The sequence below is a fragment of the Acinetobacter psychrotolerans genome (assembly GCF_048552595.1).
GTDB lineage: Bacteria > Pseudomonadota > Gammaproteobacteria > Pseudomonadales > Moraxellaceae > Acinetobacter.
Genome location: NZ_JBIMDK010000007.1, coordinates 25,522 through 39,896 on the forward strand (window position 1 = coordinate 25,522; position 14,375 = coordinate 39,896).

The window sequence follows — 14,375 nt, forward strand, 5'->3', positions numbered from 1 at the left end:
GAATACAAGATGAAAAAATCTATTCGAAAGGGTTTTACTCTAATTGAGCTCATGATTGTGACAATGGTTATTGCTGTTTTAGCAGCAATAGCCATTCCAAGTTATCAAGAATATATACGGAGAGCCGAAGCATCAAAAGTTAATCAAGAAATGTTAAAAATTTCGCAAGAATTAGAAAGACATAGGAGCAGGAATTTTACTTATATTGGATTTGCTAAAGGGGCAACAATTTATAGTATTCCGAATACAAGCTATACGATAACGATTATAGATGGAATATCTGGCACAACCACATTGACTGTCGCGGCGGCTGTAGGTCAAAAATGGTCAATGAAAGCTAATTCAAATGATCCTTATTCGAATAAATTTAATTTCATTTTAACAAATGATGGTTTTAAGTGTAAAAATAAAAGTTTTACAGTCATGTCATATAGTGATTGTGGTGCAGGTGGGGTTATGGGATGGTAGTTTTTAAAAAAAATATAAAAGGCTTTAATTTAATTGAATTAATGGTCGTTGTTGCAATTATTGCGATTCTTGCCGCAATTGCATACCCTTCATATGCGCAATATAAAATTAGAACAAATAGAATTGAGTTACAAACAAAAATGATGGAAATCGCTCATAGATTTCAATCCTATAAAGTCACTAATAATAGCTATGCGACATTAGATTTTACAACAGTAGGAGGAGTGGGCCGTTCTATGACTTTTCCTATTACAGGAACTGCGTTATATACCATAGAGCTAACAGATGGCAGTGGTAAGGATCCAAAAAATAATGATGGTAACGATACAGTAGGATTTAGTACACAATCATGGCGATTAACAGCAATACCTATATCGACAAGTCTTCAAAAAAATAATGGTGTAGTTTGTTTAAATGATGATGGTCAAAAATACTGGGCTAAAGGAGTTACAGTTTGTAATCTTTCTTTAATATCAAGTTGGGATGGAAGGTAGTGTAAGTTATTTACAAGTTGTCAAAGTTATAAAAATGAATTTATTTTCTAAGACCTTAGTTTAATAATTGGAATTTTTGCATAAATAGTTTTTGTTATTTTCCCTTCCTATGAGACCTTATAAATTAAAAATCGTGACTGCTTGAATTTTGATTAAAGCAAACATTTTAATAAATGCTAATTTAGTTCCTAAAGTTTTTTAATGTGAATAATTGTAATTTTTTGTAGGTAATTTCATCGAAGTTAATGTGTGCTGAAGTTTTTTCTTTGGATATTCTATGTAGCTAACATGTAAATACCTTGGATGGTATACACCCAATGACGTTATGGATGGTTTTTTAACTGTCGCACTTGCTAGTTGAATCTGCCTTGTAAAAATGTGTAATTCAAGGTGCTTTGTATTTTTAGCTCCTACTCCTAAATATATCAGTTCAAACAAAATAAATCATGCCAAGTATTCTTGAGTATCAATTTGCATATTTGTATTAAGAGAGCTTTATAATGGTTATATTTCATTATTAACGTTAATTAAGACTTATTATTATTGTATTTAGATAATTAAGCATCATTATTTTTGTTGTTTTGAATAATATATTGTTAGTTAATCTTAATAAAAACATTGTGTTAATCCGAGTGTCGCTTAAATCTTCCGTTTATCTCGCTATAATTTGTATTTTAAAAATTAATGAATAGTATTGTAATTGTATCCTTTTGTAATTTGGACAATTTCATGCGACTTGTCAAAGGCTTCACCTTAATTGAGTTAATGGTCGCGATCACTGTTCTTGCAGTTATCGCGATGATGGCGGCCCCTTCTTTTGGGAATTTGGTTGCACGTAAGCAACTAGATACTCTGACTCAAGATTTTGTACTCGTTTTTGGTGATGCAAGAGGGCAAGCAATTTCTTTGAGAAAGAATATAACTATTAAATTATCCTGCCCTATAACGAATGGAAAAATAGAATGTCCACTCGATAAGGCAACAACAATGACATGGGTATCAACGAAACCCGACATCACTCTAACAAGTGATCCTGTCGATGTTGTATTTTCAGGACTAGGCAATGCTAAACAAAGAACAAAGTTGATAGATAATCCGAATTATGATGTAAATCAAGACACAGATATTACCAAAACCCCGCCAGTAAATCCTGAAAAAATTGAAGAAATACTTCCGCTTACATTCACATTATGTAATTCAAAAATTTCTGAAAGTAGAACAATAACGATTGCAAAAAATGGGGCTGTTGAGAGTGTAATGAAGGAGGCTTGCTGATGAATAGGCTTAATCAAAAAGGGGTGGGGTTGATTGAAGTATTGGTTGCTTTGGTTATTTTAGCTCTAGGAGTCTTGGGCTTTGCTGCATTGCAATTAAGAGCATTAGATGCTGCACAAGAAGCGACAGAACAAACTGTGGCGATGAATACAGCAAGAGACCTTGCTGAACGTATGAGAATTAATCGGACAGCATTGTCGGATTATAAGACAGCGATAAATACAAAGAAATCAATAGATACATGCATTGGTACAAATAATATTACCTCTCCTAAAGCGTTAGCTATACCAAAATGCAATGAAGCAGATTTTGCTCAGCAAGATGCGGGAGAGATTTTAGAAAAAGCTACAGCCAATGGACAAACAATCGTGGTTGATGACTGTGTAAAAAGTGAAATGAGTTGTATTTATGTTTCATGGGGCAAAACAGAGATTTCAGCAGATGATGTGAGTCAATGTGTAGATACAACGACAGGCACTTATTTGGTGGACTCAAAATGTTTAGTTTTGGAGGCATTTTAAATGAAACTCATAATAAAACAGAAAGGTTTTACCTTATTGGAATTAATGATTTCCTTAGTTTTAGGTCTTTTGGTAAGTGCTATAGCTTTGCAACTTTTTTTAACAAGCCAAAAGAGTACAACAGTGCAACAAGGAATGATGAACTTACAGAACTCAACCTTGTTTGGGCTTGGGGGAATGGTAGATTCAATTCGATTAGCCAATTTAAATTCTTCTCAGCCATATATAGATGACAAAGTTTTATATGGTGGCGTTGTACTATCAGCTAATAATATTTCAAATAATGTAACAGATGGTACGTCTAATTTTAATGTAGATGATGAATTGCTGACTCGAGGTGGAATTGGTGGTTCAAATCTAGATGGTAAAAGTAGTGATCAGTTAGTAATTCAATATCGTGTAAATACTGCAAATCAATTTGATTGTGAGGGTATGGGCTTAACAGCAAATGATTATGTTGTTGAGCGTTATTTTATTCGAGAAGAAGATGATGAGAATACTGCGAGTAAAAATGATCCAAATAAACCTTTAGTTTTAGCCTGTAAAGCAGCGCGATATACTGAAGAGACTGCAAAGACAAATACTTCATTGGCTGACTTAGAAGGGGATGGTGTTGTTGTTATTCCTCGTGTTGATCATTTTAGTGTACGTTTAGCGGTTGCTTTTGATGGTGCAAGTGCAGATTGCTCAAGCATTACGAAAACAGAAAAAAAAGATGATGTAGACGTTATAACTAATTTTGAGCCAGATTCTAAGCTTGATTGTTTTAGTTATATGAATATTGAAGATTACCGTAATTTAACTATCACTAAGCCACAAATTGTAGGGGTACAAATTGGTTTGTTGGTTCGGTCAACAGATACAACGGGAACTAATAAATATTTCGATGAAAATCATTCTTACCGTGTTTTAAATGTAGATACGAAATTAACTAAAAGTGACCGGAACTCGTTGTATTTACGTAGTGTGATTACTCAAACGATCGCATTTAGAAATGGCTTTGGTGTGGAGTGAGGGCATAAGATGAAAACTATTAATTTCAAAAGTTCTCAACATGGTTCTGTGTTAATCGTTGTTTTAGTGATGTTAGTACTACTGACTTTGGTAGGGACGTGGGCGATACGTGGGAGTATCACATCGTTAAAAATTTCCACGAATGCTCAAGCTCAAGCGTTGTTAAAACAAACCAGTGATTCTGTATTTTTTACTTTAGAAAATAAAACAGATGATGAGTTGGTTTTTACGAATATGCGTATTGGAGATGGGATGTTGAACTACACTTTACGTCCTGAGAATAAAGGTAAAGAATTGGTATTTTGTATTCGTGGTGAGACAAAAGATAATTTTGAAGGAAGTCGCTTAGCGAGTGTGGTGTATTGGCAAGGTTCTACCATTAAGAATACTGAAATGGGTACAAATGGTTTTTGTAAATTAGAGCGATTAACTGATTTTTTAAGTGGAAGAAATGCGGTTCTAACACAAGTGACTGTACGTGCTTCTGAAAATAACAGAGATTGGGAGCATATGATGGAAGGCGATGATAAAGAAAGTTCAAAAAGTACAGGAATTCAAAAAGTTGCAATTACTGCGACATCTATTCTTCCTAATTTAAGTGATAGTTCTAAAGCTGAGATTAATGCTTGTTTAAAGGGTTATACCAGTTTTGTAGATGATGTTATTAAAAATGAAACGGTAACGGATTGTTTATCTTCAAAAAATGTTCCATATAGTACGCAAGAAATGGAATACACCATGAAAGCTGTACGTGCATCGTAATAGGAGAATGAATCATGAAAAAGTATCAAATGAAAAAATCTGACCTAGATGCACTTGAGCAAAAAGTGCATTTGAAGAATGGGTTAAATCAATTTAAAGTCAGTATGGTTGCGGCTAGTATTACTGCATTAATTTGTGCGAGTGTTCCTACACTTGCGGCAGATCTGGAAATTTATAAGATTCCAGAAGATAGCACTGGTACTGCAACATTGCTGTTGATGTTAGATACTTCTGGAAGTATGGATTGGACCATGGCTGGGGGAACTACGTCCAATAACTCATTAAAGCGCCTAACTATTCTAAAACAAGGTTTAAATGATGTGCTTTCAGGTACAGCAACTATACCTAGGGTTGATGATAAAGTTGTTATTGGCTTGTCGGACTTTAGTACGAATAATGGTCGTATATTGGTTCCAGCTCAAGCATTAGGGAATAAAACGGGTAATGAAGTATTAGAAGCCACGTATAAAAAACCAATTTGGATAAAATATAGTAATAGAGTGAGTGGTAAAACGACTACTAATTATAATCAGTGTACAACTTGGGACTCTAATAATTACAACTGTTTAACGTGGAAAGGTGATACGACTTCTTCCACAGGTTATTCAGATTCTAGTCCTTATAAATACACTACAAATAGTGATTGCACTTATGGAAATAGAAGTGACTGCCGCTTTGTTTATGATGAAATAAAAAAATACAGAGATGAGACACATCGAGATACTTTACTTACATCAATTAATGCATTATCTGCAGGTGGCGGTACTCCAACTCCATATGCTTATGCTGAGGCAGCTGCATATATGATGGGTACAACTACAGTTAATACTTCCACTTATTATGAGTTGGTTGGGAATTCAAAAGCTGATAATTCTGATTATTGGCGATGTGATAGCATAAATGGACGAAATATTAGAACAGTTAATGGTAGTGGTGTTCATCAAGGACAAACAATTAATATAGATTGGTGTGCAACAGAAACAGGCACAGGAAAGTCTGTACCATCTAGTGTTTTAAATTATGGATATAATGTTTTTTACACAGATGCTGGTCGTAAATTATTTTATAAATCTACTCCTTTAAATAGTGCAGTAAGTGCATATTCAGGTTGGAATTCATCAGTTATAAGTTCTAAAAAGGGTAATGTTTATAACACGCCCAGCTCCATCATAGCGCAATTAGGAACATCAGAAGCTGCTAAAAATAAAAGAGAATGTAGTGGACAAGGAATTTATTTTTTAACTGATGGTGAGCCTGAACCAGGAGGTACTGCTCCAGGTAGTACTGGGAAAACAGGTACAGCTTATGAACTTATGAGTACTGCTTTAGCTGATAAAGGTAATTTGTTTAGTTGTGCAAATAGTCAGCTGGGGAAGCGGTCAGGTTATAAAAATTCGAATAATGCTTGGTCTTGTATAGGTAATTATGCAGAAGCACTCTTAGATCCTAATAAAAACCCACTAGGGTTAAAAATTAAAACTGCTGTAGTTGGGTTTAGTAATGGGTTCAGTAGTAATAGCAATGTAGATGTACAAGATGCTAAGGATTGGGGGACTATTGGTGGTGGTAAATGGTATGTCGGTACAAACTCCCAAAGTGTTGTAGATAGTATCAATAACTTTATTGACGAAATTAGTAAAGATATTCCATCAATGAGTACTGGTTCTTCGACTGTACCTATGGATGCCTTAAATCCTGAAATTATCCAAAAATATGCATACTTCCCTCAATTTGAGCCAAAAGTTGATCCAGCTGATACACGTCAATTGTGGTTTGGGAATTTAAAGAAATACTATGTTGTTAATGGTGGTGTTTATGCGGATGCGAATGGAACAGCAAGCCAAACCGTTGTATTGAAAAGCAAGCTACAAGACCTTTCTGATATGTGGGCTAAGTCAGGAGTTAATTATTCTGAAACCACACCAATTTATAAGAAGGGTGGAGTTCTTAGTCAGTTAAATTTAGGAGTTATAACGAGTACTAATGATGAAGGAAAGACCGTAACTTCAGCTGGTCGAAAACTACTTACTAATTATGCTTATGATGGTACTAAGACAACAGAAGCTGAGCGTATTAGCCAAGACTTCGATTTAAGACGTATTGATTATACTTATACAACTGATGCTAAAACAAAAACTGATGATGCGGCTCGTGTTAGAGGTCTAATGACTTTACTCGGCTATAACATTAGTACTGAAACAGAGACCAATAATTTAAATTTGACTGCTGTGACTGCAAATGTCCGACAAATGGGTAGTGTTTACCATTCATTACCTGTTTTATTGACGCAAGAAGGTAAGGCCGTTGCAAAACGCAATGCGACAACTAATAAAGTTGAGATTAGTTCTGTTGGACGTAAAGATTATGTGATGTTTGGGACTACTCAAGGTCTATTAAGTGTTGTAGATGCTGATGGTATAGAAAAATTTAGTTTTGTTCCGAAAGAGATGGTTGAAAATCAAGCTGAAACTTTTAGAGAAAATGCAGGTAATCTTGCTGGTGGTAAAGATGCCTTATATTACGGTATAGATGGTGAGTGGGTTGCTCACACAGTATATGTCACCAAGTCTGACGGAACATTGACAGTTAATGGTGCAGTACGTGATGTTGTTGGTGGTGCTAAAGATGAAGTTGAAAACTTAAGTGGTAAACAATGGGTTTACGGTGGGATGCGTATGGGGGGGCGTAGTTATTATTCCCTAGATCTTACAGATATTGATAGCCCGAAACTGAAGTTTCATATTGATCCCAATACAGGTAAAGTTTATTCCAAAGAAAATTCAACTGGTAAAGCATATAAAGCGATTGAAAATATGGCGCAAAGTTGGTCAAAACCAAAGCTCGATTATGTCAATTGGAAAGGTCAGCGTAAGTTAGTCATGTTTGTTGGTGGTGGTTACGATGCTGGTGGTGATCATGGTGATGGGCTGTTTGCAAACAATATTCGTACAGGCTATGCAGGATATGAGCACTATAATTATGCACAGAACAATAAAAAAGGTTCAGGTGTATACATGTTCGATGCAGACAATGGTGATTTGCTTTGGTATGCGGACTCTGCAACAACATCAAGTGATACTGGTGTCGAACATTCAACCAATGCAAACCTAGCGTATAGTATTGCAAGTGATATTAAAACGATTGATCGTAACAATGATGGTGTTGTAGATCATATTTATTTTGCAGATTTAGCTGGCCAAGCTTTCCGTGTTGATTTTCAAAATGATGGTGATAGTGATAGTTTTGACTCACAAGTGACTCAGGTTTTAAATTTGCACCAAAAAACTGGAGGTACAAGCCCTCGTTTCTATATGGCACCAGTGTTTACTGCGCACCATAGTGCAGGGAAAAAAGAAGGAGCTAACATTGTTGTGGTTAGTTTTGTCTCTGGAAACAAAAGTTCACCATTACTTGCTACAGATGATTCACCATCTGCTACAGGGAAAAAAGATCCTTTAGGTCTACAGTATGATGCAGTCTACGCAGTCTATGATTATGATATTCATCCTGATGGGTCTTTTTATCCACAAACACATATCGGTGCACGTACTCTAGCAACAGAAACAAGTACGACAGCGTTAACAAGTGAACTTAAATATATTAGTAATGATAATGTTGTACGTGCTGATAGTGCTGAAACGCTTGTTTTGGGAGCGACAGCAAATTCTGAGAGTGGGTGGGGTGGGTGGTATTATCCATTTAAGAAAAAATTTAGTAAAACCTTAACAAGCCGTGAAGATGCTGGTGCAAGTATTATTAAAGGGTTAACACCACTTGTGGCAATGGAGGGTAATTTATATGTTACTCAATATGATGCTTCGAATAATGGTACATCCTCAAGTTGCGGTGCTGGTGTAAAAGGGCATAGTTTTACTCAACGTCTATGTTTACCTACTGGTGTATGTCCGCAAAATGCAAATTATGTATACAATCTTGGTGCTGGCATTGTGAACTTAAATGTAGGCCCTTATGGCGATGATGGGAAGAAAACAATCGTTGTTCCTGACCCGGAAGATATTGGTGCAGGCTGTGTTGGTACTGAATGTCAATCTGGATCAAAGTTTATTACTGCTGGTGGTTCGATTCGATTTATCCCTAATCGTTGGTATGAACGCTATGCCAAGGCGGAATAATATGAAAAATAATCCTGCCGGGAAAACTGATAAAAATCAATTCAATCAAGGTTTTACCTTGATTGAATTGATGGTCATTGTTGTTATTATTGCTATTTTTACTGCAATTGCTATTCCGAGTTATCAGCACTTTGTGAGACGTGGCAATGTTGCACAAGCTCAGCAGGAAGTGAGTAAAATAGCTGAGCAGTTGCAACGATATAAGTCTAGAAACTTTAGTTTTAAAGGATTTAATGCAAATTATTTATACCCAAGCAATACTAATTTTAATACAACTACTCAGGTATTAAATTTAAACTCTAAGTATGAGATTACATTGGTTGATAATATGACAGGGAACCCTTTATTGACAGATAGTGATGCTCTAGGACAAGCTTGGTCAATTAAAGCGATAAGTCAGGATATCAATAATTATTCTTTATTGCTTACAAGTACAGGTGTGCGTTGTAAGAATCTTACGAAAGAGAATATTGATTATGACTCTTGTGGTTCGGGTACGGAGGAGTGGTAATAATGATCAAAAATGGATTCACTTTAATTGAATTAATGATTGTCGTTGCGATTATTGCTATTTTAGCAGCTATAGCTTATCCATCATATACAAACTATAAAATACGTGTGAATAGAACCGATACACAAGCGGAAATGATGGCTATAGCACATAGTTTGAGCCAATATAAAGCAACAAACAATAATTATACGAATGCAACAATTACTCAAGTTTACGGAGGAAACGTTACTCCTACTCATGGTGAAGCTTTATATGATTTAAATCTAACAACTACCGCTTCAACTTGGAATTTGAAGGCATCCCCAAAAACAGGGACTTTACAAAAAGATAACGGCTCTATCGTTTTAAATGACCAAGGTCAAAAATGCTGGATTAAAGGCTCTACTTGCACGCCTTCAGCCTCTACCAACTGGGACGGCAAGTAAATTAAATTCAAAATTGTGGATAAACACTTTTTGATCTTTCTTTCGCAGTAAATATAACGTAAAATATTGCCCTCTATGAAAGGGGTTTGAAATGTTGTCGATGGTCGATGCATGGATAATCCGTAAAAACTATAAGGTTCTATCATGGTTGTTATTCGTCTTGCACGCGGTGGTGCTAAAAAACGTCCGTTCTATCAAATTATCGTAACTGATAGTCGTAATGCACGTGACGGTCGTTTCATCGAACGTATTGGTTTCTTTAACCCTACAGCTCAAGGTCAAGCAGAAAAACTTCGTTTAGATGCTGATCGTTTTGCACATTGGGTTTCTCAAGGCGCTCAACCGTCTGAACGCGTTGCTTCTTTAGCTGCTCAAGCTAAGAAAGCCGTAGCTGCTGCGTAATTCTAAATTAAGTAGTAGGAAAGCCCATGACACCAACACAGAATGTTCCCGAAGATCGTATTCAGATTGGACAGCTACGTTCAGCATATGGATTAAATGGGTGGCTCTGGGTCTATTCCAATACAGAACCTATGAGCAACATCTTTGACTACCTTCCTTGGTACATTGAGACCAAAGAGGGTTGGCAAAGTGTAGATGTAAAACGTTGGAAACCACATGGTAAAGGCTTGGTTGTTTCGCTAAAAGGTGTGATTGATCGCACTGGGGCAGATAACTTAGTTGGTACAGATGTTTGGATTTCAAAAGCGCAAATTCCGAAAGCAGGAATGGATGAGTTTTACTGGACAGATTTGAAGGGCTTAACAGTGTTAGGTTTGGATGATGCTGAACAAGAAGTAAATCTCGGTAAAATCCATGAAATGTTTGAGACAGGTGCTAACGATGTAATGGTGGTTCACGCAACACCAGACAGCGTTGATGCTGAAGAGCGTATGATTCCATGGCATAAAGATGTGGTGCAGCGTGTTGATCTAGAAGCTGGTCGTATTTACGTTAATTGGGGCGTAGATTACTAATCCTGAAAAGGATGAACGCATTCGGAAAATAGAGGAGTCTGCGATGTTTTTTGCAGTCATAACGCTTTTTCCTGAAATGTTTGAAGCGATTACAGCCTACGGTATTAGCGGGCGTGCAGCAAAACGTGACATTGTACAAGTTCATTGTATCAATCCACGAGAATTTGCTGAGGGCAACTACAAAAGAGTGGATGAACGTCCATTTGGTGGTGGTCCAGGTATGGTAATGATGGCTGAGCCCTTGGCAAAAGCGATCAATCATGCCAAAGAGCTTGCACGGCAAGCAGGTGTAGTTCATGTTCCTGTGGTGTATATGTCGCCACAAGGAAAAACCTTAAATGAACCTGCGGTACAGAAATTTGTCGAATATGATGGATTGATTGTGTTGTGTGGACGTTACGAAGGTGTCGATGAGCGTTTGATCCAACAATATATTGATCAGGAATGGTCAATAGGCGATTACGTTTTATCTGGCGGTGAGCTACCTGCGATGGTTTTATTGGACAGTATTATTCGACGTTTGCCGAATGCTATGTCTGATGAACAATCACACGTACAAGACTCATTTGTGGATGGTCTTTTAGATTGCCCGCAATACACTAAGCCAGATCATTTTGAAGGTTTGGATGTTCCCGAAGTTTTAAAATCAGGGCATCATGCAAACATTGAAAAATGGCGGTTTTTGCAGCGTTATCAACGTACACTTGAGCGCCGCCCAGAGTTGGTGGAACAAGTGGAATTGACCAAGCAGCAGAAAAAATGGCTAAAAGATTTAAATACTTAAATTCAATTTAAGTATTCTTTAAATAGGCCCTTTGTTGATTGAGATGGTCAACAATGAAGGGAAAGATAATCGGGTGTATGCGCTTTAGCCTCTATACCCAGCGATGATCAGACCTCTTCTGACTCGCAACTTTGGAGATACCCCATGAGCGGTAAGCATCCTTTAGTACAAATTATTGAAAATGCACAATTAAGAACAGATCTTCCTGCATTTGCATCAGGTGATACTGTAATTGTTTCTGTAAAAGTAAAAGAGGGCGATCGTGAGCGTCTTCAGGCTTTTGAAGGCGTAGTAATCGCAATCAAAAACCGTGGCTTAAACTCTGCATTCACAGTTCGTAAAATTTCTAACGGTATTGGTGTTGAGCGTGTATTCCAAACTCACTCACCAATCGTTGCTAAAGTTGAAGTGAAACGTCGTGGTGCTGTTCGTCGTGCTAAACTTTACTACCTACGTGAATTGTCTGGTAAGGCTGCTCGTATTCGTGAAAAATTACCAGCTCGTAAAGTTAAAGCTTAATTTTAAGTTTTATCACGAGTTAAAAAAATGCGCCTAATGGCGCATTTTTTATATCTTAGTTTTATAAAATGATATGAATAACCTACCGTTATAAACCTTGAAGTTTCAAACGATTTGCATGTTCACGATAAACTTGCACAGGATCTTGTGAAAATAATCCGCGTAAACCTAAAACTTGATTGACTTCGTCAAAATGGTTCCAAGCATAATCATCACGAATGGTCTTACCAAACTTACCACTACATTTTGGCACTAAGCCATCACTATCGCCGTTGATGAGTGTACCTGTGAGTAGCATTGCAGAATCGGGGTCTAAAGCATTGGTAAGTTTTCTATTACCTAAGAATGAGTACATATAAATTCCTTTTTCTTGGTATGCACCTTCTCCACAACTAGAGTTTGCGACACCTAATGGGAATCTGTTACTAAAATTAGTTGAACCCGCCGTATTTAAACTTTTAGCACCTGCTAAAGAGTCACTCGGAAATTTATTTTGGTCTAATCCTTGTGCCCAGACAACTGCAGAAGAAAGTAAATTCACCACTGCAAGAAGTGGTTTTTGAATAGGTGTTCCTTCAGCCTTTAAAATTAAATCGGCAATCGGTGAGCCTTTTTGTGGTGAAGCAATCGCAGTCATTGATGCAATTTTATCAGGGATAATTCCACCCACATAACGGATCGTCGGTCCACCATGACTATGGCCAATTAAGTTCACTTTTGGCTGTCCGGTAATTGCAAGTATTTCATCAACTTGTTGTAAAAGTTGTTCACCACGGACTTCGGTTGAGTTAAAAGGTGACACGCGAGTTGTCCAAACATTACCACCATTTCGGGCTAAATCAGGAATGATTTGATACCAATAATCAACACCTAAGGTATCTGTTCCAATACGAGAAAAACCACCCATACCATGTGCAAAAACAATGGGGTATTTTGTGGTCGCATAGTTTGAGGTGACGAAAGTGGATGTCCCTTTCATGATTTCAGAAGCATGTGTAGTTAAGCTCATCATACTGCTCGCTGTGAGCAAGCTTGCCAGTAAATTTTTTGTTTTCATTGTTATATCCTTTAAATTTTGACAATTAGAATTGTCATAAATATATTAAAGAAAAATGGGAGAAAAGCATCTAAAAATCGATGAATGAACATGTAAATATTCACTGTAGTTCAAATGCTTTTTTTATAAAAAATAATAAAATATCTGGCAATAAAAGCAGTGCGCTATATTCTCAAAGTTGATATTTTTAATTATTTGAAAATTATAAAATTTATATAAATATTCATCAACATTATGACAAAGCTATGATTGTGGGTGGTATTTGGTGTGAAGTGTTCGAGATGGTTTGATCTAATATTTATGATTATGAGCAGTATATGAATGGGTAATAAAACTAAAAATACATGAATAAAGATGCTGCATTTACAGCATCTTTATTGTTTATCCACTTCTGGATGATTCACTTTTTATCAACACTACTTACAGACCATCTAGTTTGAGTCGATTGGCTTGTTGGCGATAGAGTGCAACAGGATCTGGTGCAAATAAGGCTTTTAAACCAAGAAGTTGATTCACTTCATCGAGATGCGTCTGATTATAGTTGTCACGAATGACCTGCCCGAAATGTGTATTACAACGACTGACTAAGCCATCATTGTCAGTACTTCTATACGATAATGGTGCAAGTTGTGAAATTGCAGTATCGATCACATCAAATAGATTGGTAAATTGAGCGGTACCCGTCCAAGAATAGTGGTAAACACCATTTGATGTGACTTTTTGCCCATGACCACAATCTTTAGGAATCGCAGCACTTGGGTATTTTGCATTAAATTCAGTAGATCCTTTTTCGCTGATACTTTTGAAGGAATGTTCTAAACTGTTGGGTAGTGAAGGATTACCCTCGAGTAAGGTAATGATGGGTGCGAGAATGTATTGTCCAACGATGGTAAAGAGTGCATTCGCACCCTGATTACTTAATAGATCATCTGCAACTTTTGAACCTTTAATTGTTCCTGCAACAGCAGTTAAAGATGCAACTTTTTCAGGTGCGACAATTTCGATATAACGAATTGTTGGTCCGCCGTGACTATGCCCAATCAAATTGACTTTGGGTGAACCTGTCAGTGCAATGACTTCATCGACTTGTTGTAACAGTTGCTCACCCCGTAATTCTGTCGTTTCTAAGGGTGATACTTGGGTTGCATAAACTTTTGCACCGTTTCTCGCAAGATCAGGTAGTACTTGATAAAAATAATCTACACCAAAACTTGATGGTCCTAGGCGAGTAAAGCCGAACATACCGTGATTGAACACGATTGGATATTTAGTTTTTGCATAATCAGAGTTAGATTTTGCCGTGACTGTTTGTAAACCCGATGCAGATGCAGTCATAGTGCTTAGACCAAGGATTAGAGCAATACCGAGGGCATTCATTTTAAATTTCATTACAATTACTCTTTTTATTTGCGTTTTAATTTTTGGGAAAAGTAAC

At 36.7% G+C, this 14,375-nt stretch carries 15 protein-coding genes; 13 read left to right on the forward strand and 2 right to left on the reverse strand.

Annotation, left to right across the window (positions count from 1 at the left end; genetic code table 11):
• Positions 1-9: 9 nt before the first annotated feature.
• From ACG94X_RS08175 to rplS, 13 genes are all read left to right on the forward strand, one after another.
• Entirely contained in the window at positions 10-468 is a 459-nt protein-coding gene (locus tag ACG94X_RS08175; protein WP_419383232.1) for a type IV pilin protein, read from the forward strand.
• Positions 462-962, forward strand: coding sequence for a type IV pilin protein (locus ACG94X_RS08180; protein ID WP_419383233.1), 501 nt, complete (start codon positions 462-464; stop codon positions 960-962). The genes ACG94X_RS08175 and ACG94X_RS08180 overlap by 7 nt, the downstream gene beginning before the upstream one ends.
• 729 nt (positions 963-1,691) lie before the next feature.
• Complete coding sequence (locus tag ACG94X_RS08185; protein WP_419383234.1) at positions 1,692-2,237, forward strand: pilus assembly FimT family protein; 546 nt, start codon at positions 1,692-1,694, stop codon at positions 2,235-2,237.
• Positions 2,237-2,758 (forward strand): type IV pilus modification protein PilV, encoded by a 522-nt coding sequence (gene pilV, locus ACG94X_RS08190; protein WP_419383235.1) that lies wholly within the window; start codon positions 2,237-2,239, stop codon positions 2,756-2,758. The genes ACG94X_RS08185 and pilV overlap by 1 nt, the downstream gene beginning before the upstream one ends.
• Complete coding sequence (locus ACG94X_RS08195) at positions 2,759-3,772, forward strand: prepilin-type N-terminal cleavage/methylation domain-containing protein (RefSeq protein ID WP_419383236.1); 1,014 nt, start codon at positions 2,759-2,761, stop codon at positions 3,770-3,772.
• 9 nt (positions 3,773-3,781) lie between these two features.
• On the forward strand, positions 3,782-4,534 hold the full coding sequence (locus ACG94X_RS08200; protein ID WP_419383237.1) for a PilX N-terminal domain-containing pilus assembly protein: 753 nt from the start codon (positions 3,782-3,784) through the stop codon (positions 4,532-4,534).
• Between the two features lie 14 nt (positions 4,535-4,548).
• Positions 4,549-8,667, forward strand: a complete 4,119-nt coding sequence (locus ACG94X_RS08205; RefSeq protein WP_419383238.1) for a pilus assembly protein — start codon at positions 4,549-4,551, stop codon at positions 8,665-8,667.
• Between the two features lies 1 nt (position 8,668).
• Positions 8,669-9,178, forward strand: coding sequence for a type IV pilin protein (locus tag ACG94X_RS08210; protein WP_419383239.1), 510 nt, complete (start codon positions 8,669-8,671; stop codon positions 9,176-9,178).
• Between the two features lie 2 nt (positions 9,179-9,180).
• On the forward strand, positions 9,181-9,603 hold the full coding sequence (locus ACG94X_RS08215) for a type IV pilin protein (RefSeq protein ID WP_419383240.1): 423 nt from the start codon (positions 9,181-9,183) through the stop codon (positions 9,601-9,603).
• 144 nt (positions 9,604-9,747) lie between these two features.
• Positions 9,748-10,005 carry a 30S ribosomal protein S16 gene (gene rpsP, locus ACG94X_RS08220; protein ID WP_419383241.1) on the forward strand — a complete coding sequence of 86 codons (258 nt, stop codon included), beginning with the start codon at positions 9,748-9,750 and terminating at the stop codon, positions 10,003-10,005.
• Positions 10,006-10,031: 26 nt separating this feature from the next.
• Positions 10,032-10,580, forward strand: a complete 549-nt coding sequence (gene rimM / locus ACG94X_RS08225; RefSeq protein ID WP_419383242.1) for a ribosome maturation factor RimM — start codon at positions 10,032-10,034, stop codon at positions 10,578-10,580.
• Between the two features lie 43 nt (positions 10,581-10,623).
• Positions 10,624-11,364: a tRNA (guanosine(37)-N1)-methyltransferase TrmD gene (gene trmD / locus ACG94X_RS08230; protein ID WP_419383243.1), complete on the forward strand. Its 741-nt coding sequence runs from the start codon at positions 10,624-10,626 to the stop codon at positions 11,362-11,364.
• Positions 11,365-11,508: 144 nt separating this feature from the next.
• Entirely contained in the window at positions 11,509-11,883 is a 375-nt protein-coding gene (gene rplS, locus ACG94X_RS08235; protein ID WP_419383244.1) for a 50S ribosomal protein L19, read from the forward strand.
• An 88-nt stretch (positions 11,884-11,971) separates the two neighbouring features.
• Here the strand turns inward: rplS and ACG94X_RS08240 are convergent, their stop codons facing one another.
• A complete protein-coding gene (locus ACG94X_RS08240; protein ID WP_419383245.1) occupies positions 11,972-12,940 on the reverse strand; it encodes a lipase family alpha/beta hydrolase in 969 nt (322 codons plus the stop codon).
• A gap of 420 nt (positions 12,941-13,360) precedes the next feature.
• Positions 13,361-14,329 (reverse strand): esterase/lipase family protein, encoded by a 969-nt coding sequence (locus ACG94X_RS08245; RefSeq protein ID WP_419383246.1) that lies wholly within the window; start codon positions 14,327-14,329, stop codon positions 13,361-13,363.
• Between the last annotated feature and the right edge of the window lie 46 nt (positions 14,330-14,375).